Source organism: Prauserella halophila (genome assembly GCF_024171895.1).
In the GTDB taxonomy this organism is placed as follows: Bacteria; Actinomycetota; Actinomycetes; order Mycobacteriales; family Pseudonocardiaceae; genus Prauserella; species Prauserella halophila.
This window is the reverse complement of record NZ_JAMTCQ010000013.1, coordinates 170,396-195,924: the sequence shown is the minus strand read 5'-3', so window position 1 is coordinate 195,924 and position 25,529 is coordinate 170,396. Positions and strand designations below refer to the sequence as shown.

17 protein-coding genes and 2 riboswitches are annotated in these 25,529 nt (G+C 66.4%); of the genes, 6 read left to right on the top strand and 11 right to left on the bottom strand.

The annotated features are described in order from the left end of the window. The first annotated feature begins 27 nt into the window (after positions 1–27). Together LY41_RS20215 and LY41_RS20210 are read left to right on the top strand one after the other, a co-directional pair. Positions 28–912 carry an AraC family transcriptional regulator gene (locus LY41_RS20215; RefSeq protein ID WP_253865758.1) on the top strand — a complete coding sequence of 295 codons (885 nt, stop codon included), beginning with the start codon at positions 28–30 and terminating at the stop codon, positions 910–912. 502 nt (positions 913–1,414) lie between these two features. Beyond that, entirely contained in the window at positions 1,415–2,617 is a 1,203-nt protein-coding gene (locus LY41_RS20210; RefSeq protein ID WP_253865757.1) for a 4-hydroxybenzoate 3-monooxygenase, read from the top strand. A 539-nt stretch (positions 2,618–3,156) separates the two neighbouring features. On the opposite strand, the gene LY41_RS20205 is transcribed toward LY41_RS20210, so the two are convergent. From LY41_RS20205 to LY41_RS20190, 4 genes are all read right to left on the bottom strand, one after another. Further along, a complete protein-coding gene (locus LY41_RS20205; RefSeq protein WP_253865756.1) occupies positions 3,157–4,236 on the bottom strand; it encodes a ribonucleotide-diphosphate reductase subunit beta in 1,080 nt (359 codons plus the stop codon). A gap of 50 nt (positions 4,237–4,286) precedes the next feature. Further along, on the bottom strand, positions 4,287–7,184 hold the full coding sequence (locus tag LY41_RS20200; RefSeq protein WP_253865755.1) for a ribonucleoside-diphosphate reductase subunit alpha: 2,898 nt from the start codon (positions 7,182–7,184) through the stop codon (positions 4,287–4,289). A 132-nt stretch (positions 7,185–7,316) separates the two neighbouring features. Further along, positions 7,317–7,534, bottom strand: a riboswitch (cobalamin riboswitch). An 894-nt stretch (positions 7,535–8,428) separates the two neighbouring features. Beyond that, positions 8,429–10,714: a 5-methyltetrahydropteroyltriglutamate--homocysteine S-methyltransferase gene (metE, locus tag LY41_RS20195; RefSeq protein WP_253865754.1), complete on the bottom strand. Its 2,286-nt coding sequence runs from the start codon at positions 10,712–10,714 to the stop codon at positions 8,429–8,431. Between the two features lie 147 nt (positions 10,715–10,861). Beyond that, positions 10,862–11,078: riboswitch (cobalamin riboswitch) on the bottom strand. A gap of 418 nt (positions 11,079–11,496) precedes the next feature. Beyond that, positions 11,497–12,156, bottom strand: a complete 660-nt coding sequence (locus LY41_RS20190; RefSeq protein WP_301297382.1) for a GntR family transcriptional regulator — start codon at positions 12,154–12,156, stop codon at positions 11,497–11,499. 96 nt (positions 12,157–12,252) lie between these two features. Here LY41_RS20190 and LY41_RS20180 point away from each other — a divergent pair, with 96 nt between their 5' ends. Genes LY41_RS20180 through LY41_RS20170 form a run of 3 tightly spaced genes read left to right on the top strand, consistent with a single transcriptional unit; the run spans position 12,253 to position 16,383 of the window. Beyond that, the gene (locus LY41_RS20180; protein WP_253865753.1) at positions 12,253–13,560 is read left to right on the top strand and encodes an MFS transporter; all 1,308 of its coding nucleotides are present in this window, start codon (positions 12,253–12,255) and stop codon (positions 13,558–13,560) included. A 47-nt stretch (positions 13,561–13,607) separates the two neighbouring features. Next, entirely contained in the window at positions 13,608–15,191 is a 1,584-nt protein-coding gene (locus LY41_RS20175; RefSeq protein WP_253865752.1) for an N-acyl-D-amino-acid deacylase family protein, read from the top strand. 49 nt (positions 15,192–15,240) lie between these two features. After that, complete coding sequence (locus tag LY41_RS20170; protein ID WP_253865751.1) at positions 15,241–16,383, top strand: mandelate racemase/muconate lactonizing enzyme family protein; 1,143 nt, start codon at positions 15,241–15,243, stop codon at positions 16,381–16,383. A gap of 346 nt (positions 16,384–16,729) precedes the next feature. On the opposite strand, the gene LY41_RS20165 is transcribed toward LY41_RS20170, so the two are convergent. The 7 genes from LY41_RS20165 to LY41_RS20135 form a co-directional block, all read right to left on the bottom strand. Then, a complete protein-coding gene (locus LY41_RS20165; protein ID WP_253865750.1) occupies positions 16,730–17,650 on the bottom strand; it encodes a PfkB family carbohydrate kinase in 921 nt (306 codons plus the stop codon). Next, the gene (locus LY41_RS20160) at positions 17,647–19,116 is read right to left on the bottom strand and encodes a purine-cytosine permease family protein (RefSeq protein WP_253865749.1); all 1,470 of its coding nucleotides are present in this window, start codon (positions 19,114–19,116) and stop codon (positions 17,647–17,649) included. Before LY41_RS20160 ends, LY41_RS20165 begins: the two co-directional genes overlap by 4 nt. Positions 19,117–19,141: 25 nt before the next feature. Then, positions 19,142–20,143, bottom strand: coding sequence for an ADP-ribosylglycohydrolase family protein (locus tag LY41_RS20155; RefSeq protein WP_253865748.1), 1,002 nt, complete (start codon positions 20,141–20,143; stop codon positions 19,142–19,144). Beyond that, on the bottom strand, positions 20,140–20,865 hold the full coding sequence (locus LY41_RS20150; protein WP_253865747.1) for a GntR family transcriptional regulator: 726 nt from the start codon (positions 20,863–20,865) through the stop codon (positions 20,140–20,142). The genes LY41_RS20155 and LY41_RS20150 overlap by 4 nt, the downstream gene beginning before the upstream one ends. A gap of 281 nt (positions 20,866–21,146) precedes the next feature. Then, the gene (locus tag LY41_RS20145; protein WP_253865746.1) at positions 21,147–22,007 is read right to left on the bottom strand and encodes an HpcH/HpaI aldolase/citrate lyase family protein; all 861 of its coding nucleotides are present in this window, start codon (positions 22,005–22,007) and stop codon (positions 21,147–21,149) included. Further along, on the bottom strand, positions 22,004–23,191 hold the full coding sequence (locus tag LY41_RS20140) for an acyl-CoA dehydrogenase family protein (protein ID WP_253865745.1): 1,188 nt from the start codon (positions 23,189–23,191) through the stop codon (positions 22,004–22,006). Before LY41_RS20140 ends, LY41_RS20145 begins: the two co-directional genes overlap by 4 nt. A gap of 274 nt (positions 23,192–23,465) precedes the next feature. After that, positions 23,466–24,242 (bottom strand): IclR family transcriptional regulator domain-containing protein, encoded by a 777-nt coding sequence (locus tag LY41_RS20135; RefSeq protein WP_253865744.1) that lies wholly within the window; start codon positions 24,240–24,242, stop codon positions 23,466–23,468. 409 nt (positions 24,243–24,651) lie between these two features. Here LY41_RS20135 and catA point away from each other — a divergent pair, with 409 nt between their 5' ends. Next, positions 24,652–25,506, top strand: coding sequence for a catechol 1,2-dioxygenase (catA, locus tag LY41_RS20130; RefSeq protein WP_253865743.1), 855 nt, complete (start codon positions 24,652–24,654; stop codon positions 25,504–25,506). Positions 25,507–25,529 lie beyond the last annotated feature (23 nt).

Here is a 25,529-nt window from a genome sequence, read left to right as displayed (position 1 = left end):
GAACCGAGGAGGTGGAAGGACGAGCCCATGGTCAACGAGGGATTCACTGCCATCGAGCCGGTGCTGTACGAGCCACCGTCGAGGGGCGATCCACTGGAAGTGCTGTCCCTGGCTGAACTCGACCGGCGGATGCGTCGAGCAGGTGTCGGCGGCCGCACCGAGCGACCCGGCTTCCATCTCATCGTCCATGTCCAGAGTGGGCTTCTGATACACACCGTCGACTTCCGGGAATACGTCGTGGGTGACGGTGCCTGGCTGTGGGTCCGGCCAGGACAGGTGCAACGCTTCGCTGACCTTGGTGAGGTCGCGGGTGCGGTGGTGCTCTTCAAGCAGGAGTTCGTGGATCGACCGACCGCCACCGACATCGGACTCGACAACCCCCACGGCCGCACCCTGTGGTCCCTCGCGGGAGACCGCGCTGAAGGCGCCGACCTCGCACTTCGTCATCTGCGACACGAATACGATCTGATCCCCAGGACGAGCTCAGCCCGCCATGCCATTCTGCGCCACCTATTATCCGCACTACTGCTCACGTTCACCGACCCCCAAAGCCTGCTCGGCAGCCCCACCGAGGGGCACAGGGAGCCCTTTACAGTGTTCCGCGACGCTGTGGAGGCCCGGTTCGCACATCACCGAGAGGTCGGCTATTACGCCCACACCCTCGGATACTCGCCGCGTACGTTGAGACGAGCCACTTTGGCGGCAGTGGGCATGGGGGCCAAGGAGTTCATCGATCAGCGAATCATTCTCGAGGCCAAGCGGCTCCTGGCCCACGAGGACGATTCCGTGGCCCAGATCGCCAGTCGGCTGGGGTTTCATGATGCCAGCAATTTCGTCAAGTATTTCGTTCAACGTGCGGGCCACACACCGGCGGCCTTTCGTGCGGCGCAGCGCACCGGCCAGGCTTCGTGATGTACTGACGGGTCTCCTGATCCGGACTCGGACTCGGTCCGCCCGCGATCACGATTGACCTGGTTCACCACTGGCTCTCACAAGTGTCCGAACACGTCGCCTTCCAGAGCCGGAGGGCGCTTTCAGCGTCGCTGGTCCGGTAGGTGCCCCGCTGGGTTTGAGGGCCTCGACCACCACGGTGGGTTCGATGGAACCGCGACCCGGCCGCAAGTGCGTCCTGAGAAGCTTGACAGTCAGGACGTTCGAAGAGACGTCGATCGACATCGCCGTTGTCGAATCGGTCCGGCGCCACCAGGCGGGCGGGATGGGGATGCAACGCATCTTCCACTCAGTGAAAGCAACAGCTGGTGTCGTGATCTGTACGGCCACATGCTGTGGCAGTGGCACGGCGGGAGCGGCGCATCAGGCCTCGCAGATCATCGCGAGCATCCGTGTAGGAGCGGGGCCTTGACCATGCTTTCGCTCGTGCCCTGCAGGTCCTCGACGAAGCGGAGAACGAAGCATGAGTGCACCACGGATCACCACGACACAGGTAGGCATCGTCGGTGGAGGTCCGGCCGGCCTGATGCTCTCCCATCTGTTGGCCCGCAGGGGTATCGATTCTGTTGTTGTCGACCATCGCAGCCGGCTCGAGATCGAACGGACTGTCCGTGCGGGCATCTTGGAAGCCGACAGTGTTCGTTTGCTCGCCGATACCGGGGTATCCGACCGAGTACTGCGGGAGGGTCACCAGCATCACGGCACGTACTTCGCGTTCGGCGGCGAGGTGCACCACATCGATTTTGAGGAGCTCGCCAGGGCCTCCGTGTGGTTGTACCCGCAGACCGAGGTGTTCATCGACCTCGCCGATGCCCGTGCGGCCGCGGGTGCCGATGTGCGGTTCGGGGTCAGTGGAACGACTGTTCACGACATCACCGGTGATCGGCCGTCGATTCGGTTCACCGACTCCGAGGGAACCGCGCAGGAAGTCCGCTGCCGGTATCTCGTGGGTGCCGATGGTTCCCACAGCATGTGCCGGCACGAGATCCCTGCCTCCGACCTTCGCCAGTACCGCAAGGAGTATCCGTTCGGATGGTTCGGTATCCTCTGTGAGGCGCCCAGGAGCGCACCGGAGCTGATCTACAACCACTCCGAACGCGGTTTCGCGTTGATCAGCCAGCGTACCGAGACGATGCAGCGCATGTATTTCCAGTGTGATCCCGACGAGGATGTCGACGCGTGGTCGGATGATCGGATCTGGGCCGAGCTTCAGGCCCGTGTCGGGGCGAACGGTTGCGATCTCAATGAAGGCCCCATCGTTGACAAGACGGTGCTGCGTTTTCGTAGTAACGTTGTCGAGCCGATGCGTTACGGCAGTATGTTGCTTGCCGGCGATGCTGCCCACACCGTCCCGCCGACCGGGGCGAAAGGTCTCAACCTTGCACTCGCCGATGTGCGCGTTCTTGCCGAGGTTCTCGACCGGGCGCTGACCAAGAGCGACGACGATCTGCTCGAGGAGTACTCCGAGCGCGCCCTCGACCGGGTGTGGCGGTCCCAGCACTTCTCCTACTGGATGACCTCGATGTTGCACCGTCCACCACAGGCCGACGAGTTCGATCTGCGCCGCCAGGTTGCCGAGCTTTCCGCTGTGGTCCGGTCCACGGCAGGATCAACGTACCTCGCTGAGAGCTACACCGGCTGGCCGTCGTCTGACTGCCTCGGCTGAGTCGGCCGGGGCTGCTGAGGGAAGCTGTGGCAGTGGTGAGGCCGTCGGGGTGGCGGTCTGGGTCGTGATGGTTTCGTATTCGATGGGGTGAGTCGGCCGAGCCGGGTGCGGCGGCGTTGTCACCGGCAGCGCCGATCTGGCCCATCGAGCCGCGCATGGGGTGGCGCTACCGGGCTTGCTGCGCCTTCTGACTGCGGAACTGGCCTCCACGATCGCCGTGTAACGTGCAGCCGGCGACGTGGCCGTCCCGGCGGACCGAACTCAGAGTCACACCCCTTCAGCAGCCCCGTGGTACAGGTTGCGGTGTTGATACCGCTGTGCGGCCGGGCATCGGACGCGGGGACTTGCGGCGGTCAACCGGGTTCCTGCCAGCCGTCGCTGCCCAGAGTCACGGGCTTGCCAAGGCCACCCGGCACGACGCACGGCGTGCCCGAGGGATCCGATGAGGTCGTTGCGGCCCGCTACACAGTGAGAAGCGCAGCCCGTGGGCGTCTCCGCGTCGATATCGCGGAGACGCCCACGGACCTTCGGCTGTGAGCTCAGTTCCAGTCCAAGGTGGCGCCAGACTGGTATTCGACCACCCTGGTCTCGAAGAAATTCTTCTCCTTCTGTAGGTCCATCGTTTCGGACATCCACGGGAACGGGTTGTCGACCTCGGCGAACAGCGGTTCCAGTCCGAGTTGGACACAGCGGCGATTGGTGATGAAGTGCATGTACTGCGCGCACAGGTCGGCGTTGATCCCCAGGATGCCACGGGGCATGGTGTCACGGCCGTAGGCGACCTCGAGTTCACATGCCTCGGCGAGCATATGCCGCACCTCATCCTGGAACTGTGGGCTCCACAGGTGGGGATTCTCCAGCTTGATCTGGTTGATGCAGTCGATACCGAAGTTCAGGTGAACGGACTCATCGCGCAGGATATATTGGTACTGTTCGGCGATACCGACCATCTTGTTTCGCCTGCCGAGCGACAGGATCTGCGCGAACCCGGTGTAGAACCACATGCCTTCGAACACGACGTAGAACGCGATGAGGTCCCGCAGGAACGCCTGGTCGGTCTCCGGAGTGCCGGTCGCGAAGCCGGGACTCTCCAGGTTCTGCGTGTAGCGCAGAGCCCACGAGTCCTTGTCGGCGATCGCCGGGACTTCGCGGTAGGCGTTGAACAGCTCGCCTTCGTCCAGTCCCAGGCTTTCGCAGATGTATTGGAACGTGTGCGTGTGCACGGCCTCCTCGAACGCCTGTCGGAGTAGGTACTGGCGGCACTCAGGGTTGGTGATGTGGCGGTAGACGGCGAGCACGGTGTTGTTGGCCACCAGGGACTCCGCGGTCGCGAAGAATCCCAGGTTGCGTGTGAGCATCAAACGCTCGTCGGCGGTCAGCCCGTCACGCGAGCGCCATAGCGCGATGTCGGCCTGCATCGACACCTCGGTCGGCATCCAGTGGTTGGCGCATCCGGCGAGGTACTTCTCCCAAGCCCAGCCGTACTTCATCGGCAACAGTTGGTTGACGTCGGCACGGGCGTTGATCATCGATTTCTCGCCGGCGTCGACCCGGCCGGCGCCTCGGTGGATCGCGCCGAGGCCTGTCGTGGCGGCGACGGCGGTGGGATCATTGGTCATGGTGGTGGATCTCTTTCCTGGCGTGCGTGGTCGCGGGTCGTGTGTGCTCGTCACTGGCAGGCTTCGCACTCCGGTTCATCCACCGAACAGGCCGACACCGGCGCCGGTGTCGTGCCGGGTGATGCTGTCGTTCCGGGTGATGCTGTCGTTCCGGGTGATGCTGTCGAGTCGGTTGGCTTTCCGGTGGCCAGCTGGGCCGATACCGCATTGAGCTTGCCGTCGGTGCCACGCAGGGTGCTCTTCTCCACATGGGTGGCCGCGGTGGATCGCAGGTAGTAGGTGGTCTTGAGGCCGCTGCGCCACGCCAGCCGATACAGCGCGTCGAGTGTGTGGCCGCTGGCGCCTGTCACGTACAAGTTCAGCGACTGAGCCTGGTCGATCCACTTCTGCCGGCGCGCGGCGGCCTTGATCAGCCACGAGGAGTCGATCTCGAACGCGGTCGCGTATAGTTCCTTCAGCTCGTCGGGGATGCGGTCGATCGCGCGGACGCTGCCATCGGAGTACTTCAGATCGGCGACCATCGCCTCGTCCCACAAGCCACGTGCCCGCAGATCGTGTACCAGTGACGGATTGATCGCCGTGAAGTCGCCCGACATGTTGGCCTTGACGTAGAGATTGCGATAGACCGGCTCGATCGACTGGGTGATACCGCAGATGTTGGAGATGGTTGCCGTCGGTGCGATAGCCATGACATTGGAATTGCGCATACCCTGTGTGCGCACGCGTTCCCGCAGGTTGTCCCAGTCGAGAGTGGACGAATAATCGAGTTCGGCGTCCCTGCCGCGTGCCTCGTCGACGAAACGCAGCGAGTCGATGGGCAGGATCCCTCGGCTCCACAACGATCCGTCGAACGACGTATAGCTGCCACGCTCGCCGGCCAGCTCACTGGAGGCGGCGATCGCATGGTAAGAGACGAGCTCCATGCTGTGGTCCGCGAACTCCACTGCTTCGGGCGACGACACCGGGATCCGCTGGGCGAACAGTGCGTCGGCGTATCCCATGAGCCCGAGCCCGACCGGGCGGTGCTTCAGGTTCGACCTGCTGGCCTCGGGAATCGTGTAGAAGTTGATATCGATGACGTTGTCCAGCATCCGCACCGCGGTCCGGGTCGTGCGTTCCAGCCGTTCGTGGTCGATGCCCTCGGCTGTGACGTGCCGGGCCAGGTTGACCGATCCGAGGTTGCAGACCGCGGCCTCGTCGGCACTGGTGTTGAGCGTGATCTCGGTGCACAGGTTGGACGAGTGCACGGCACCGGCGTGCTGTTGCGGCGAGCGCAGGTTGCACGGGTCCTTGAAGGTGATCCACGGATGCCCGGTCTCGAACAGCATCGTCAGCATGCGCCGCCACAGGTCGAGCGCGCGGACCTGCCGGAACACCCTGATCTCGCCGCGCTGGGCGGCGGCCTCGTAGTGCCGGTACCGTTCGGCGAACTCGGCTCCGTAGAGGTCGTGCAGATCCGGCACCTCATCCGGGGAGAACAGCGTCCACTTCTCGTCGGCCTCCACCCGGCGCAGGAACTCGTCCGGAACCCAGTTCGCGGTGTTCATGTCAGGTGTGCGCCGCCGGTCGTCGCCGGTGTTCTTGCGCAGTTCCAGGAACTCCTCGACATCGATGTGCCAGGTCTCCAGGTAGGCACACGCCGCACCCTTGCGTTTGCCGCCCTGGTTGACCGCGACCGCGGTGTCGTTGGCGATCTTCAGGAACGGAACCACGCCCTGGGAGGTGCCATTGGTGCCCTTGATGTGCGCGCCGAGTCCGCGGACCGGGGTCCAATCGTTCCCGAGTCCGCCCGAGTACTTCGCGAGCAGGGCGTTGTTGCGATACGACTGGAAAATCGAGTTCAGATCGTCATCCACCGTGGTCAGAAAGCACGACGAAAGCTGCGGTCGCGTGGTGCCGGCGTTGAACAGTGTCGGCGTCGAGCACATGAAGTCGAACGACGACAGTGCCCGGTAGAACTCGATCGCCCGTGCCTCCCGATCGTCCTCGCGCAACGCGAGCCCCATCGCCACGCGCATGAAGAACGCTTGCGGCAACTCGAAGCGCTTGCCGTCGTGATGCAGGAAGTAGCGGTCATAGAGCGTCTGGAGGCCGAGGAAATCGAATGCGAGGTCCCGATCGGCCTCGAGGGCGTCGCCGAGGCGTTGGAGATCGAAGGTGGCCAGCTCGGGGTCGAGCATGTCCAGCTCGACACCGCGCCGCACGTAGTCGACGAAGTAGGTGGCGTAGTGGACACGGATCTGCTGCTGGTCGGTCTCCGCCGGCTCACCCGTGACGAACGACAGCGCCTCCCGTTGCAGCGTGTCCAGCAACAGTCGCGCGCTCATCTGCGAGTACTCCGGCGCGCGCTCGACGAACGTGCGCGCGGCCATGACGAGTGCTTCATCGAGCTCGGCCGCACTCATCCCGTCGTAGAGACCGGCCCGGAGTTCGCGCAGCACGGCCGGCACGTCCACGTCGGACAGACCTGAGCCGGCCCGGTCGGCGATCGTGCACACCCGTGTCCAGTCCAGTGGCCGCCTTTCCCCGTCGTTGCCGACGACCGTCAGGGCGGGAGCGGTGTCGTCGTCCGATTTGGTGGTGACCCGCCGTGCTGCGGCGTGCTCTTCCCGGTACAGCACGTAGGCCCGTGCGACCTGGTGATAACCGCCGCGCATCAGCGCCAGTTCGACCTGGTCCTGGATTTGTTCGATGTGCAGTACCGGTGCTGGGCCTGCGTGTCGTGTCAGGGCGGCGCGCACTTGCTCGGTCAGGTCCGACACCAGCGGGTGCAGGCGCGACTGCGCCGCCGCGGCGCTGTCACCTTCGACGGCGACGAAAGCCTCGGTCAGCGCGCCCGCGATTTTGCCGGCATCGAAGTCGGACGTCGTGCCGTCGCGTCGAAGTACACGAACGGTCGGCGACGGTTTCGGGGCGGTGGGTGATACGGCGGTGGCCGGTTCTGTCACGTCGCTCTCTCCTCGCGAGGTCGTGGACGGCACTCGCGAACAGCCGGACGTGCGACGAACCACAGCGCAGTCATCTGCCCTCGTTCGTCGTCCGCGTCGGCCCTCCCGCGAGGCCGGGGACAGCGCGCACTGCCAGTACGCGCGCCGGTGGCAGGTCTTCGGACTCGCAGGCACCGGCACCTCGTGCCGACCTAATGACCGTCGCTTCCCGGATTCGTTGCGATCCAGTGCTTCTGACGGCGGTCGTTCCCGCTCACCGCTGCGGGGCAGTCCCGGATTCACACCGGGTTCCCTCTTGCCCCGCGGACACCGTCGCACGGCATCCGCGGACCACCAACACCGAACATGCTACATCTTGTGATCGATGACCTCGCATCCCCCAATATGGGTGTGTCGACACTGCTCCCGTTTTGGCGAAGTCGGCGTGCGCGATCTCGGCCGGGCCGTCGGGCAGTGTCAACAGGGGCGCGGGGTCCGCGAACTCGGTCGGGTGTTGTGGGCAGGACTGTGACCGAGCGCGGCCCGTCGCTTCCGGGCGAAGTCTTTTCATGTCGATTAGGCTAGGCTATCCTAAGTTCAGTGACGGAGAGGGCGGCATCCGTTGCGTTGGCGACCCCGCTGCGAGCGGTGGTGAGAACGCCGCTCGGTGCCGCCCCGTCACGGGGCGGCACCGAGCGGACCATGACGAATGAGGTGTCGACGTGGGCGTGTTTGCTGGGCAGCTACCTGTGCGGTTGGGAGTGGTGCAGGAGACATTGTCGATACCGCTGTAGGGCAGGGCGCGGGACGCTGGGAGGTCGCGCCCGGTGCTGGGCCAACTACGCGTTCCCACCTGGTGGATAATGGCCGGGCGAGTCGGTTCGACCTTGCCCTGCCTGACGCGATCGCGTTGCGTCGAAGGTTCTTCGACGACACCGACCGTGTCCCGATTCTCGGGGTCGGTTCTGGACACGGATTGGTTCGCCACAATCGCGGTCGCTCCGGGTCCTCACCTTGTCGTCGGTGAGGCCGTACTCCTGTACTCGACGGAAGCAGCGGTGCGCGCGGTTGTGCGAACCTCGCTGGCTGACCGCAGCGCGCGGCTTCGAAGCCGCGCGCTGCGGTCAGGTACTCGGAACGTGGGTTTGGTGGGATTGACGGGTTTTCGACATCCGTGAATCTGTGAATCAATTTCGCAGGGCCGGGCGGCACGCCGGAGTGGGGGTGGGCCGCCGAGCGGAGCGTCGGCCCACCCCCGCGGCTGGTCAGTTTAGCCTGGCGCGCGTTTGTGCAGTGGCGGCGATCATGTTTCGTAGTGCCTGTTCGACTTCCGCGTAGCTGCGTGTCTTGAGGCCGCAGTCGGGGTTGACCCACAGTCGTTCGGCCGGAACGGCCTGTAACGCGGCTTGGAGAAGGTGGGTGATTTCGGCGCTCTGGGGAACTCGGGGAGAGTGGATGTCGTAGACCCCCGGTCCGACGCCCTTGGTGTAGCCGACGTCGTTGAGGTCGTCGAGTACCTCCATCCGCGAACGGGCCGCTTCGATGCTGGTGACGTCGGCGTCGAGTGCCACGATCGCGTCGATGACGTCGCCGAACTCCGAGTAGCACAGGTGCGTGTGGATCTGGGTGGTGTCGGCGGCGCTGGAGGTCGCGAGCCGGAATGACTCGACGGCCCAGTTCAGGTACTCCTTGTGCTGAACCGCGCGCAGCGGCAGTAGCTCCCGCAGCGCCGGTTCATCGACCTGTACGATCCTGATTCCGGCCGTTTCGAGGTCGTGCACTTCGTCGCGGATCGCGAGGGCGACTTGCTTGGCCGTGTCGACGAGCGGCTGGTCGTCGCGGACGAACGACCACGCCAAAATGGTGACGGGGCCGGTGAGCATCCCTTTGACCGGTTGCGACGTGAGGCTCTGGGCATAGGTCGCCCAGTCGACTGTCATCGGCCGTGGCCGTGAGACGTCGCCGAACAGGATGGGTGGGCGGACGCACCGGGATCCATATGACTGGACCCAGCCGTTGTGGGTGGAGGTGAACCCCTCCAAGTACTCGGAGAAGTACTGAACCATGTCGTTGCGCTCGGGTTCGCCGTGGACGAGTACGTCCAGGCCGAGATCCTCCTGCAGGCGGATCACCCGTTCGATCTCCTCGCGCATCCGCTGGCGGTAGATGGTTTCGTCGATGCTGCCGTTCCGTAGCTGTGCACGCGCCTTGCGGACGTCGGTGGTCTGGGGAAATGACCCGATCGTCGTCGTCGGCAACGGTGGCAGCCCCAGTGTCGTGGCCTGGGCGTCGCGGCGCACCGGGTAGTCGGCGCGGCGGGCGTCCTCCGGGCGTAGCGCCTCCACGCGTACGCGCACGTGGGAATCGCGCGCGCGGTCTGCGCTGGCGCGATCGGTGATCGCCGCGCGTGCGACGTCGAGGTCGGTGGCCACCGCGCCTCGTCCTTTCCGCAGGGCCTTACCCAGTGTGACCACTTCGTGCACCTTCTGAGCGGCGAACGCCAGCCACGACTTGATCTGAGGATCGATGTCCTCCGGTTCGACGTCGTAGGGCACGTGCAGCAGCGAGCACGAAGTGCCCACGGCGAGCTCACCGGCGCTGCCAAGTAAGGTCGTCGCCGTGGTCAGCGCCTTGTCGAGGTCGGTGCGCCAGATGTTCCGTCCGTCGACCAGCCCTGCCACCAGGGTCTTGTCCTGCATTCCCGTCTGTGTCGGCAGCGAGATTGCGGCGGCGGGGTCGGTGACGAGGTCGACTGCGAGCCCGTCGATGGGGGAGGAGGCCAGAACGCCCAGCGCATCGCCGAGGTCGCCGAAGTAACCCGCGACCAACAGCTTCGGCCGTTCGGTCAGACTGCCAAGGCGGCGGTACGCCTCACGCAGCGCCTCCAGTTCGGCCGGAGTGCGGTCGGCGGCGAAAGCGGGCTCGTCGAGCTGCACCCACTCCACTCCCGCTCGCCGGAGCTCGGCGAGCAGGTCGGCGTAGACGCCGACGAGGTCGTCGATCCTGTCCAGCGGACGGAACGCCTCGGGTGCATTGCCGTCTGATTTGGATAGCAGCAGGAACGTCAGCGGTCCCACCAGCACTGGCCGAGTCGTGATGCCGAGTGCCGCGGCCTCGCGGAATTGATCGACCGGTGTCCGATCCGACAGGACGAATGTCGTGTCGGGGCCGATCTCTGGAACAAGGTAGTGATAGTTCGTGTCGAACCACTTGGTCATTTCCAGCGGCGGGGTCGACTCGACACCACGGGCCATGGCGAAATAGGTGTCCAGCGAGTCCAGACCCAGCTCGCGGTAGCGCTGCGGAACTGCGCCCACCGTGACTGCGGTGTCGAGAACCTGGTCGTAGTAGGAGAACGTGTTACCAGGAATCGAGTCGAGCCCGGAATCCCGCAGCACGGTCCACGAGCCGACGCGCAATTGCCGTGCCACGTCACGCAGTTCGGCTTCGTCGGACGAGCCGGACCAGTAACTCTCCAGGGCACGTTTAAGTTCCCGGTTAGGGCCGATACGGGGATACCCCAGGACGGTGGATCCGATGGTGCTTGTCAACACTCTCTCCTCGCGAGCTCGACGATACGGACGCCGAGGTCCTCAAGGAGGCACACGTCGGCCGGCAAACGGCACGCATCGCCGCTAACTGGCCGTCCGTCGGGTCCTCCCGCGAGACCTCGGACCACGCGCGCCTTCGGCGCGCGGACCAGTGGCAGGTCTTCGGACTCGCGGGCACTTTCCGGCGCTGCACACCGGGATTCCTACGGGCCGTCGCTTCCCGGACGTCGTCCAGTGCTTCGTGACGGCTGTCGTTCCCGCTCACCGCTGCGGGGCAGTCCCGGACTCGCACCGGGTTCCCTCTTGCCTCGTCTGTCCCTCCCGTCGCGACCGGGTCGGGTGGAAGGAACGGACGAACCACCAGCACCACCAGGCTAGTCTCGACCATTCACATGACAACCCCGCACGGTTCGCCGAACGGTGCGTTCACCGGGCTCAGTCGAAGGCCGAACGGCCCACGACATCGACTTTCCTGGCCTATGCGATGCGGCGGAGACCTCGATCACAGTAAGGATTCGGCCGGCGAAACACCGTCGAGACGCGGACCGCTACCGCGGAGGTAGGTGGCCCGGGGTCGAGTGCGGAAGCCACGGCGCAGCGCGTGTTCTCGGCGATCCGGGCATCGGTCCGCGAGGCGGAGAGTCGAGGCCGGAGAGTCGGGGCTGGAGGGATTGCGAGTCCTCGTCCAAGGTCTCGGCGTGGTCGGCTCGCAAGCAGAGAACGACGCCACTGCAGGCGGCGACGGCAGTTGTGCGGACGACGTCTGGAACGTTCGGGACACCTCAGTCGGTATCGGTCAGGTATGTCTGGATGTGCTGGACGACTACCTCGTCGACCTGCTCAGAGTGACCTTCGACGAGTGCATCGAGGAGAAGCCGGTGCTGTTCGACGATCGCCCGGGGCGATTCGTGCTGTGGCGCGTCACGCAGAAAATAGGCGCGTACCCGGGGTTGGATGGTCTTCCAGATTTGCAGTGACTGAGCATGGCCGGCGGCCGAGATGACCGACTCGTGAAACTCCACGTCGAGGTCGGCGATCCCCGCCACATCCAGGCGGGCATCCGACGCGCGCTCCATCCTGGCGACGATGCCGTGGAGCTTCTCGAGTAATGCCTCCGGGCGCGACTGTGCCACGGCCCGGAAGGCGGCACGCTCGATGATCAACCGAATCGGAACCAAGGTCTCGGTGATCTCGGCCTGCTCGATGTCGGCGACGACGGCTCCGCGGTAGGGCTTGGTCACGACGAGACCTTCGTGTTCCAGGACCATGATCGCTTCGCGTACAGGGCCGCGACTGAGGTCGTAGACGGCGGACAGGTCTCGTTCGACGAGTCGATCTCCAGCGGCGAGATCCCCCGAGGCGATGCGGTTGCGGATCTGCCGTACCAACCAGTCCCGCCGGGACTCGGGAGGACTCTCCGGGGCCACCGATTCAGAGTGCATGTCTGCACGATACCAAATAGTAGATGGTTGACCATCTGCCATCGCTTGGCTAAGTTCTTTTCCGTTCAGCCCCCGGTTGAGCGTCGAGGAGGAACGATGGGCATCGAGGGTTCTGCCGCCGCGCCTGCTGGCACCCCGGCACACGACGGTCGTGTGCCGGGGAAGGTCACAACCGCGGCCGTACTGGGAACGGTTCTGGAGTGGTACGACTTTGCGATCTACGCGGCGATGGCCCCAGTCGTCGCTCGTCTGTTTTTCCCAGCTGACGACCCTGTTACGTCGTTGCTGGTCGCGTTGGCGTCGTACGCAGTCGGGTTCGTCTGCCGTCCACTTGGCTCGATCCTGTTCGGGCGGATGGGAGATCGGGCAGGTCGCCGCAGCATGCTTGCTGTGACCATGGTGATCGTTGGTGTCGTCAGCGCCCTGATCGGCCTGTTGCCGACCTATACCACGGCAGGATTACTCGCTCCGGCCTTGTTGGTTGCGTTGCGGATGTTGCAAGGATTGGCCGTTGGAGCCGAGTGGACCGGTGGGGCAACCTATCTGATCGAACACGCACGAACCGGTCGCCGAGGCCTGTATTCCGGAATCGTGCAGTCCTCCACCGTGGCAGGTTTCCTGCTCGGGACCGGGGTTGTCACGGTTATGACTACGGCGTTGGACGAAAGCGCCATTGACAGCGGATGGTGGCGGCTGCCGTTCCTGATTGGTGGAGTGGTAGCAGCCGTCGGCGTGTTCGTGCGGCTGCGGCTGGAAGATTCTCCGGAGTTCCGGCAGGCACAGAAGAATCCTCCCCCTGCCACGTCCTCTGCGGCGGCTGTCTCGCTGAGACGCAACTGGATGTTGGTTTTCGGGAGCGTTTTCGGGTTGGCGATACTCGGCTACACCGTCACGAGTTTCCCCGCCTACATCTCCGGCGTGACGGGGCTTCCACATGATCAAGCACTGGTAACCAATGCCATCGCGTTGGTCATCGAGGTCCCCCTGATCGTCATCGCCGGGATGCTCTCGGATCGAGTGGGCCGGACTCGGGTGATGACAGCAGCCATGGTCGGGTTCGCGGCGTTGGTCTATCCGATCTTCCTGATGGTTGCCAGCGGGTCGGTCACCTTGGTGCTTATCGGACAGCTGCTGTTCGTGGTGCTGTACGCCGCTGCGTCAGGGCCGATGGCGGCATTGTTCGTCGAGCTATTCCCGACGCGGCTACGGTCGGCAGGCTTTTCCACCTCCTACAACGTTGGCGTCGCGGTGTTCGGGGGGACTGCCCCGTTCGTGAACACAGCCGTGGCCACTGCCATCGGCTCGGCGACCGCTCCTGCCTTCTACCTGATCCTGGGCGCGGTCGTGTCCCTGCTGTGCCTGTGGGGAATGCCTCGCCGGCACGATCTGGAGCTGCTGCGATGACGACGACAGGGCCCACCGTGGCATCACCGGCTGTGCAACTCGCTTTGGTGGGCGGTTCAGTCGTCGACGGCACCGGTAAGGCACGGATCCGCACTGACATCGGGATCAGCGGCGACCGGATCGCGGTCCTCGGATCGGGGCCGTGGGACGCGGCCGAGACCGTCGATATCACCGGATTGACCGTCACACCGGGGTTCATCGACCCTCACAGCCACAGCGACTGGTCAATCCTGGGTAACCGGGATGCCCAGAGCACGATCCGCCAGGGCGTGACCACCGAGATCGTAGGCAACTGCGGTGTCACCTACGGCCCGCTCAGCGATGCCACCGCGCCCGCGGCGCAGCGGGCACTCCGCGGATACGGCTACTACGGCGACGTCGACTGGCGAAGCTTCCCGGCTCTGCTGAGGGCAGTGCACGAAACCGATGGAGGGACAGCGCAGAATCTGGCCTGGCTGGTCGGGCACACCGCCTTGCGCGAGGCCGCAGGCCTACGCGGTTCCGACGTCACCGCCGATGGCCGGAACACCATGCTCAGGTTGCTCGACGAGGCCCTCGACGCCGGAGCGCTGGGGCTGTCCACAGGCCTGGAGTACGGCGCGGGACGTGAAGCGAGCACTGGTGAGCTCATCGAGGTCACCAGCGCACTCCGTCGCTACGACGGGATCTACGCCAGCCATATCCGCAACCGTGACGCCGACCTGCTGCCGGCGGTGGAGGAGTTCCTCACCGTAGCCTCGACGCACCAGCTGCGCGCCCAGCTCTCGCACCTCAACGTCCGTTACGACACCGGAGCACCGACCGGGGCTTGGCATGACGCCGTCGAGAAACTGCGTGCCGCGCGCGAACGCGGCCTCGACATTCTCGCGGACATGACCCCGCTGTGTGACGGCATCGGCCTGGCGACCGGGCTGCTGCCGGCGTGGTTGCTCGACGAGGGCTACGCGGAGGCGGCGCGCCGACTGGAGGACCCACACCTCCGCGCGCGAGTCCGCAAGGACTGCGACCGCTACTGGCGGTTCGTACACCGTGGCCAATGGGAGCGAGTCGGATTACTGCGCAGTCCCGGCTTGCCTGAGGCGGAGGGGACTTCGATCCCCGAGCTCGCGCGAAAACGCGGCCAGGACTGCTGGGACACCTACTTCGACCTGTTGGTCGCGGCCGGCCCGGATATGGCCGATGTGCAGTTGCTCGGGCGACTGTTCACTCCCGAGCATGTCGCCGAAGCGGTTTCCCACCCGCTGTTCTGTTTGGGCGTCGACGGGTTCACCACACAACTGGGAGGTCGACTCGCCGACCGGACCCGGCACCCGTTGTTCTTCACCGGTCATACGCATTACCTCGCCCACCACGTCTTGCGGCGCCAGACCGTTGAGCTGGAGGAAGCCGTGTGGAAGATGACCGGGATGGTCGCCGACAGGTTCGGGCTGGCCGGCCGTGGGCGGGTCGTCCCGGGCGCGTTTGCCGATCTCGCCGTGGTCGATCTGAAACGGCTGGCCGACGAGGACACCGAAACCTATCGCGGTGCATACGCCCGCGGTGTGCCCCACGTGCTCGTCAACGGCACTTTTGTCGTACGAGACGGAGTCCACCTCGGCACTCGGACAGGGCGTTTCCTGCCCCGTGGGTGAAACCCCACCGAGAAACCGGTCTGTTGAGGACTGTCAATGAAAGGAACACATGAAGATCACCGACATCTGTGCTGCCGGTCTTCGCGGTGCAACCCCCGAGGGCGGTTGGACCGAGGAACTCCAGCCCGATGACGTCGTCCACACACTGATCGCGGTCCACACGGACACCGGAACCGTTGGCTTGGGCAGTGTTTTCACCAGCGAGTTGTTGGTCCGTGGTGCTCTCGATGTGCTGCGCCCGTTGTTGATCGGGGAGACCGCGCTCGAACCAGAGCGTGTTGCCGAGAAACTCCACCGCGCCACGTTCTGGCTCGGTCGCGGTGGTTCGATCACGCACACAATCAGTGGCGTCGACTCCGCGCTCTGGGACCTGCTGGGACGAGCCACGGGCCAGCCCGTCGGTCGGCTGTTGGGCGGTCGTTACCGCGACCGGGTACGACCATACGCGTCGCTGCTCATGGACCAGCCCGACCAGCTCGCCAAGTCCTTGCGGTCGCTGGTCGACGCCGGATGGACCGCCTTCAAGATCGGCTGGGGCCCCTTCGGGCGGGTCAGCAATCGCCTCGACGAACAGATCATCACCGCGGCACGTGAGACCGTCGGCTCTGACGCGCGGCTCATGGTCGACGCAGGTGCCAGCGACGGCGCCTGGAACCAGGGATACAAGTGGTCCCTGCGCACCGCCCACATGCTTGGCGAATACGACGTCGCCTGGTTCGAGGAGCCGTTGCCGCCGGACGCGATCGAGGACTACGCCCGGCTGCGCGAACACGCCCCGGTCCCCATCGCGGGTGGCGAGGTTCTGACCCGTCGCCAGAGCTTCCAGCCATGGATCGAACGCGCCGCGATGGACATCGTCCAGCCCGATGTCACCAAGGTCGGCGGCATCAGCGAGCTGCGTCGAATCGCGTGGAGCGCACACGACCACGGCATCCAGCTGATTCCCCACGGGTGGAACACCGCCGTCGGCCTCGCGGCTGACCTTCAGATCGCCTCGGCGCTGCCGGACACGGACCTCATCGAGTACGTCACGGGTTCTCCTTACGTCGACGACATCCTGACCACACGTTGGTCCCTCGACACCGACGGCATGCTGCCGATACCGGAGACGCCGGGACTCGGCATCGAGGTCGATCCGAACGCGCTGGCCCGTTACACGGACGTCGACGCGCTGCTCGGACCGACCCGATGAGTGACACCTCGATGCTGGTCACCGGCGCCGCCGCCGGAATCGGAAGGGCAGTCTGCGAGCTCGGTTCTCGGACGGGTCACCACATCCATGCCCTGGACAACGACGCCACCGGTCCGGCCCCCGCACTCGTACCGAGCACCTTTCGCCGCGTACTGGAGACTCCGGGACCGTCGTGCTGCTGCGCGCCCACAAGAAGAACCGTCGCGCAGAACTCGCCGAAGTGGGTATGGAGCTCGACGAGGACATGTTCGTGTTCATGGGAGCGCCGATGCGATCACGTCGTATCCGCCGGACGCGATCTCCCGTCGGTACAAGCGAATGGCGGCACGACTGAAGCGGGACGATCTCACCCGGCGGGGAGGAACTCGTCGAGTTCCGCTGCGGTTGGAGCCGTCGCCGGGCCGGGGTGCAGCACCGACAACGCGGCTGCCGCGTTGGCCCGCCGTGCCGCCGCGCGGAGTGTCGCCCCGTCGAGCAACATCGCCGCCAGCACGCCGCAATGGGCATCGCCCGCGCCGTTCGTATCGACCGGCGATACCGGGAAACCATCGACTCGCTCGACCGTTCCGCCCATCGCCACCAGGCAACCCTCCGCTCCGTCGCGCACCACGACTGCCGATGCCGGACGCAGACGGTCGGCGAGCGCGGCGGCAGCCTTGTGCAGATCCTCGGCGCCGGTCAACCCGCGCGCCTCGCGTGCGTTCGTACTGAGAATGTCCACTCGCGACAGCGTCGAATCCAGGACCTCCTGTGGAATCTGGGACATCAGGGGACCGGGGTCCAACAGCACTCTCGCACCGTTCACGGTCGGCAACCATGCATCGAGCGCCGTCCTATTGGGGCCGTGCACGAGGCTGTACCCGCTCACATACACCACATCACCGGGACCTGCCTCGACGTCGGCCAGCCTTTCGGCTGTCAACCCGGCCTCGGCGCCGCTGCCGGTCACGAAGGTGCGTTCACCCGAATCGTCCACCAGAGCGACACACACGCCGGTATCGCTCGCATCGCTCGGCGGGCACGCCACGGTGACGCCCGCGTCGCGCAACGCTGCCCGGACGCGGTCACCGAACTGGCCGGCGCCGTGCGCACCGGCGTACACGACCTGCGCGCCCGACCTGGCCGCAGCGGCCATCACGTTGAAACCGCCGCCCGGCAACAACGCCGTCTCCGACGCCAACACGTCACCACCCGGCTCGGGCAACGAGTCCACCCGCATCACCAGGTCCAGGATGACCTGGCCGGTGTGTACCAACCGGCCCGTCACTGCGTGCGCTCCTTCTCCCGCGTGTGCGAGCGGGCACCGCCGAAGGCGGCGTACAACCCGCCGGCCACGACGAACGCGATGATCCAGCCCAAGCCGTTGTGTCCCAGCCAGCTGTCGGCCCACAGACCGCTGAACCACATATCGCCCTCCGGGCCTGCGACGATGAACTGGTAGCCGATCACGATCGCCACCGCCCACGCCCCGAGCGCACGCGGCTCCACGCCACGGCGGTACCAGTACGAACTCGACCGGCTCAGATCCATCAATCCGGCGGCGTCGTACCGGGTGCGCCGCAGCATGTCGACCAGGAACACGCCGACCCACGCCGTCGTCGGAATCGCCAGCAGTTTGATGAACGCGATGAACGGCGTGTAGAAGTTGTCGGCGATCAACATGAAGTAGATCGCACCGAGCGTTGTCACGACCACGTCGAGCACCACCGCATACACCCGCTTCGTGCGGATGCCCAACGTCAACGTCGTCAACCCCGCCGAGTACACCGAAAGGTGGTTCGACAACAACAACCCGCCGAACGCGGCGATCAGATACGGAACGGCCATCCACGGCGGCAGCATGCCGCGGATCGCGGCCACCGGATCGCCGGCCTCGGCCAACGTGGGGTCACCCGCGGACAGCAGGCTGCCCAACGAGATCAGCAGCACCAACGGAATGCCGGCCCCCGCGGCCGCGGACGCCACGAGCGACCCCGTACGCACCGAAGGCCGCTGATAACGCGACATGTCCGCGGACGCATTCGCCCAGCCGATACCCGTGCCCGCCGCGATGGTTCCGACACCGGCGATCATCGCGCCGACGGACGCGGGTTGCGCCGCGCCGACGGCGGCCCAGTCCACGGTGGCGATGAGGTTCACGGCCACGACGATGTTCAACGCCCCGAAGATCCACGTCGACCATCGCTGCACGGCGACCAGCACCTGGTGGCCCAGACCCGACACCACCACGGTGGCCAGGACGAACACACCGATGCACACGAGCGTCAACGCCGGAGCGCTCTTCGGGCCCGCGTCCGTGCCGAACACGATGGCGCACAGCGACAGCAGCGCGAACGCCGCCGTCGTCGTGTTCACCGTCTCCCATCCGAGCCGGGAGATCAAGGACACCAGCGTCGGCCCCGCGTTGCCCCGGACACCGAACACCGCTCGAGACAAGGTCAGTCCCGGCGCGCCGCCCCTTCGACCCGCGATCGAGATGACACCGACGATCGCGAACGAACCGACGGCGCCGAGGATCGCCACGATAACGGCCTGCCAGAACGCGAGATGCTGAATCGCGACGAGCGTCGCCCCGAGCGGCAATCCCAGGATCGAGATGTTCGCGGCGAACCAGACCCAGAACAATTGCATCGGATGACCGGTGCGTTCGTTCTCGGGAACGGGCTCGATACCCCGCGTTTCGAGGACACTCTCACCGGGCTCGTCGACACCGGTGTCGGTCGCAGTGCTCACTGCAGCCTCCTTGCTGTGTGTGTGCTCAGCTGTTGCGCAGTTCGAGAAGTCCCTCGACGACACCGTCGAGGTCGAGATCGTTGACCTTCCGCACGTCGGCGGTGAGGTCGGCGGGTAGCCCCGAGGTCCCATGCCGGGCGCCGAGGATCGCTCCGCAGATGGCGGCCACCGTGTCGGTGTCCCCACCGAGTCGCGCAGCCAGCGTCAACGCATCCAGCGGCCGATCACCCAGGGCCTCGGCGAGCGCGAACGCGGCCACGACCGACTCCTGCGCGGCCACCGACGTGCCGATCACCTCCGCGATCGCCGACGGAAGCGCCTCGGAGTCCAGCTCCCGCACCCAGCCGCGGGCCCACCGGATCCGCGGTGCGATCTCTCCGCCCGCCGCCCACGGCGCCCGTGCAGCCCCCTCGGCGGCCGCGCGTTCCGCGTGGTCCATCGCCGAGCCCAGGTCCGCTTCGTCGATCCCCGCCGACACCGCGGCCGCCACGGCCGCGGCGGCGGAGATGCCGAGGCTCGTGTTGTGGGTCAGTCTGCTAGCGCTCACGACCGCGTCCAGGAGCGGATCGAGGCCGGGTTTCGTCGCGATGGCGATCGGAGTGATCCGCATCGCCGCACCGTTCGTCGTACCCGTCCGGCCCGCCTCATCCGGTGTGACGCCGGACTCGAGCAGTTCGAGCGCCCGCTTCGTCGATGGTCCGAGCAGGTCGGCGAGGTTCCGGCGGACCATGTCCGCCTCCCAGTCCAGCAGCGCGCGGGCGAACGCGTGCGGTTCGATCCGCCCACGACCGTCGATGAGGAGTCGTGCGACCAGGACCGCCTGTTCGGTGTCGTCCGTGACCGTGCCTGCGGGCAGGCCGGGGGAGATGGGCTGGTGCTCGACGGCGTCGCGCAGCCCCTCCAATCGGCCGTAATGGGCGGCGATGGACTCGCGCGACATCGACTGGGTCGGCATGCCGAGGGCATCACCGAGTGCGAGACCATCGAACGCGCCGAGCGCGCGGTCACGGACACCGGCGCGGCTCATGCGGTACCGAACGTCAGGTGGAACTGGAAACGAGCCGGGTCCAGCAGGCTGATGACGTGCTCGACGAGTCCGCCTGCGGAGTCGGTGCTGGTTCTTGCCGCCCGGAGGAACAACTCGCCCTCGTGTCGCTCGAGCAGCTCGGCCGTGTGCGCGGTCAGTGACTCGGTGCCGATCCACTGTTCTCCCTGTGCCGGACGCAATCCCGCCGCGGCGAGGGTCGCGGTGAGGGAGTCGTCGACCAGCCCGCGTTGTGGCAGATCAGCGAGCCGGTCGTTGGCAGGCACCAACGCCACCTCGTAGGACACCGGGCCCGCGGTCCGATCGCGCCGAAGCCGGCGGACCGCGATGAACTGCTCGACACCGAAGCGGGCTGCCAGCTCGGGGTCGGCCGCCTTCTCGATGTCGAGTAGTTCCGCTCGGATGTCGAAACCCGACCGAGTGAGTGCGGTGGCCCAGCCGATGGTCTGGTCCAGTTCGACACCATCGAACGTCACGAAGGACCCGACGCCCGTCTGGGTGGCGATGAGTTCGCGGCGCTGCAGCTCGGACAGTGCGCTGCGCACCGTTCCGCGGCTGACCTCGAACCGTTCGGCGAGTTCGTGCTCCGCGGGCAGCTGTTCGCCACGAGTCAGGACGCCCGCATGGATCTGCCGGGAGAGTTCGTGCACCATCCGGTCCCGCTTGCTGAATTTGATCGGACGATCCTGATCAGTCCTGTTCATACCTGTACATTAACGGCAGGGCGGCGTACGAACAAGGGGACCTCGCAGGATCGCCCCGGTCTCGGGGCGTAGACGCCCATCACGTCCAGGCGGCGAGTGCCCGACGACGTAACGACCCGGCCCGGCGACACCGCGACCGACGTGGCCCTGCGAACGATGGGCCGCGGGCTGTCGGTGACGTGCCGTTCGGAGTCTGCTCGCTGCCCCATGGCTGGGGCATGACGACCCGATTTTCCGGAACGCCTGGCGTTCACCGAGAGGCCGAGGCCTCTCGGTGAACGTCATTGCTCGCCGGCTTTTCCTGTCTGCCGGAGGGTGCGATGTGCACGCTCCAGTACCGGTTTGTCGACCATCTGCCCGTCCACGGCCACCGCACCGTGAGTGCCGCGGCCGGCCTCGGTCGCATCGACGACCTTCCGCGCCCACCGAATCTCGTCGTCGCCGGGACGGAACGCGGCGGTGACGGGGGAGAGCTGCTTCGGATGCACGCACAGCTTGCCGGTGAACCCGAGTCGCCGCGCGTAGCGCACGTCGTCGGTGAGGACGTCGCTGTCGTCCAGATCTGCGGTGACCCCGTCGATCGGGCCGGCGAGCCCCGCGGCTGCCGAGCCCAGGACCAGTGCTCCCCGGGCGGCGGCGAGTGCCTCGCGGTCCACCGGATCCACGCCCAGCTCGGCGGCCAGGTCGAAGCTGCCGAATGCGAGCCGCTCCACGCTCGGCACGGCCGCGAGGTCGGCAGCCTGCACGACGCCGAGGGCCGTCTCGACCAGGGCGACGATCGGGGGCACGTCGTCGAGCGTGCGCACCACCTGCTGCACCGTCGCCGGTGTGTCGGCCTTGGGGAGCATCAGTGCACCGGAATGCCCGGCGAGTGCCGTCAGATCCTGCTCGTGCCAGGGACTGCCCGGCGGGTTGACGCGGACGGCGCACTCGTGGCCCTGGGTCAGCCATTCGGCCACGTGATCGCGTGCGGCGTCCTTGCGCTCGGGCGCGACCGCGTCCTCGAGATCGAGGACGACGAGGTCGGCCCCGGACGCCGATGCCTTCTCGAACCGTTCCGGCCGGTCACCGGGCACGAACAGGAACGTGGTGGCTTCGCGCGTGCGCCGCGCGATGTCCGGGTGCCCTCGACCGCTGCTCATCGCTGCGCCTCGCGAACCAGCCGGCCGCCGATGATCAGCCGCTGAATCTCGCTGGTGCCCTCGTACAGCCGGAGCAGTCGTACGTCCCGGTAGATGCGTTCGACCGGGACGTCGCGCATGTATCCGGTGCCGCCGTGGACCTGCACCGCCAGGTCGGCGACCGTGCCGGCCATTTCGGTGCAGTGCAGTTTGGCGGCCGAGGGCCCCATGCGGGTGTCCTCGCCGGTGACGTACCGCCGGGCGGTCTCTCGGACCAGCGCACGGCCGGACATCACGCCGGTCTGCTGGTCGGCGAGCATCGCTTGCACCAGTTGGAACTCACCGATGGCCTGGCCGCCCTGGGTCGCCGAGGCGGCGTAGGCGACCGACTCGTCCAGTGCACGCCTCGCGGTGCCCACCGCGAGGGCGGCGATGTGCACGCGCCCGCGGGCCAGCGAGGCCATGGCGGCGCGGTAGCCCGCGTCCTCGTCCCCGCCGACCAGGGCGGATGTCGGAACCCGCACGCCCGAGAACGCGACGTCGGCCGTCCACGCGCCTTCCTGGCCCATCTTCCGGTCTTTCACACCGACGTCGAGGCCGGGTGTGTCGGCGGGCACCAGGAACACCGCGATGCCCGGCCCGGACTCGTCGGCGGGCCTCGTGCGGGCGAAGACCACGAACAGGTCCGCGATCGGGGCGTTGGTGATGAAGCACTTCTGCCCGTCGATCACCCATTCGTCCCCGTCGCGGACGGCCGTGGTGCGCAGACCCGCCGGGTTCGACCCGGCACCGGGCTCGGTCAGGGCGAACGAGGCGACCACGTCGCCCGAGGCGATCCGTTCCAGCCACGTGCTCTTCTGCTCGTCGGTGCCGAAGTTGACCAGTACCTGGCCCGCGATGCCGTTGTTCGTGCCGAACATCGATCGCAGCGCCAGTGATGTGTAGCCGAGCTCCATGGCCAGCTCGACGTCCTGAGTCAGGTCCAGCCCGAGCCCGCCCCACTCCTGTGGGATCGCGTAGCCGAACAATCCCATGTCGGCCACCTGTTTCCGCACGTCGTCGGGAATCGCGTCGGTGTCGGCGATCTCCTGCTCGCGCGGGATCACTGTCGTGCGGACGAAGTCGCGTACCAGCTCCAGGATCGGCTTGAAGTCCTCGGGGCTGACAGCGGGCACGGGCCCGTGTTCGGTCTCCGGTGTCGACATGAGAAATATTTTATCACAATGTTCGGGTGGGAGACCACGCCGTTGCCGCAGGTGAGCGACCACGCCGTTGCCGGAAGTCACGCACACCTGTGACGAGCCCGGCACGCGGACGGTGCCGGTCACGGACGACGACACCCGGTCCTTGTTTCGAGCAGGGGCCGACCGGTACGAACTGCGCTGCGAGTGGGCCGCCGACTGGCACGCGGCGACACCTTGCTGATCCGTCCACAGCGGACCGTATGGTCGTCGGTTCGAGTTCTGCCCTGTCTGGTCGTCAGGCGCCGAGTTCGTTGCTGATCTCGTTGGCGATGCGGACGAGAACCGGTACGAGGTCGCGTTCGGCGCGTTCCGGGCTCATGCGTCCCGTCGAACTCGACGACGACAGGGCGGCGACGACGTGGCCGGTGTGGTTGTGGATCGGGGCGGACGCCGCGATCAGGCCGATCTCACGTTCCTCCGACACCAGCGACCAGCCTTGTTCGCGTACCTGCGTCAGCGTCGTGCGGAACTGATCCGGGTCGGTGATCGTGTGCGGAGTGAGCGGCTGGAGTCCGGGGTCGGCCAGGTAGCTCTCGACGAACTCCGGTGGTGCGGCGGCGAGCAGCACCCGTCCCATCGAGGTCGCGTGTGCCGGCACGCGGGTTCCCGCGGTGGCGTCGATGTTGAGTACGCGTTTGGCGGGTACGCGAGCGAGATAGACGACGTCGCTGCCGTCCAGTGTGGATAGTGATGCCGACTCCTGCGTTTCCTCCACCAGGCGGCTCATGTGCGACTCGGACACGGCGACGACTGCGCTGGATGCCGTGAAGTGCTGGCCGATGGTCAGCACGCGTGGCGTCAATTCCCAGTGGCTTCCACCGGTCGGTCGCACATAGCCGAGGTGCTGCAATGTCAACAGGATCCGGCGTACGGCCGGTCGCGACAACCCGGTCGCGTTCGCGATGTCGGTCAGGCTCGGATTCCGCCGCTCGGCGTCGAATGCCAGCAATACGGCGAATCCGCGCTCGATGCTCTGGATGTGGTCCTGGTCTCCGGCCTTTCCGTCGTTCACCGGCGCATCGTCCCACAACGCCGGCCGTCTCGGAGCTTCGCCCGAGCAGGAGCGGCCGGGCCGTGGGTTGACGACCCCGGCGCGACATGCCAATCTCGATCGTACGCTAGTCGTACAACTTGTACGCACAGCGTTCAGAAGTGGCACGTGCATAGGTGACACGTGCAGGAGTGACAAGCGTGCAAAGTGACAGCAGTGCAGAAATGACATCAGTGCAGAAATGACATCGATGGCGCGCCGGTGACACCCACAGCTCGAGGGACCCTCGCGCACCTCGTCGGCAACCCGTGGCGGTCCTGCGACGGGTTGCCACGTCCGGTACGCGGGGGAGGACAGGCGTTCATCGATCCCCGTCGGCACGTCCGTCATCGGCACGTGCCGACGAGCCAGCAGTATCAAGGAGCTCATCATGACCGCTACTCATGACTCACCCACCGCCGCGGGCTCGGGTGACTCGGCCACCAAGGCGTTCCGCGCGAGCCGGGGCAGCGCATCCGCAGGCCCGACCGTGTCCCAGGAGCGGGTCTCGGAGGTCGTGACGGACCTGCTGGCCGGGATTCACAGCACGATCCGGTCGAAGAAGGTGACCTACGACGAGTTCCAGGCCGCCAAGCAGTACCTGATCGACGTCGGGGAAGGCGGCGAATGGCCGCTGTTCCTGGACGTGTTCGTCGAGCACGTCGTCGAGGACGTCGCTGCCGAAGCCCAGGACGGAACCAAGGGCTCCATCCTCGGGCCGTACTACCTGCCCGGCCAGGTCCGGATCGACACCCCGGCGACCTTGCCTAAGCGCCCGGATGAGCAGGGCACCGCCTTGCTGTTCGCCGGCCAGGTCCGTGACACGGCGGGAAACCCACTGCCGGGGGCGGAGCTCGACATCTGGCAGGCCGACGATGAAGGCTACTACTCCGGGTTCGCCCCGCACCTGCCGGACGGCAACCTCCGCGGTGTCGTCGTCGCCGACGCCGAAGGCAAGTTCGAGATCCACACGATCGAACCGGCGGCGTATCAGATTCCGACGGACGGCCCGACCGGTGCGTTGATCGAAGCCGCAGGCTGGCACCCGTGGCGACCGGCGCACCTGCACCTGATGGTCCGTGCGCCGGAGCACCGGACGATCACCACCCAGCTCTACTTCCGCGGTGGGGAGTGGCTCGACAGTGATGTCGCATCCGCGACCAAATCGGAGTTGATTCTCGACCCCGTGGACAACGGGGACGGGACGCACTCGGTGACGTACGACTTCACGCTGGAGCCCGCGTGAGACCGACGCCGGGCCCGGTCGAC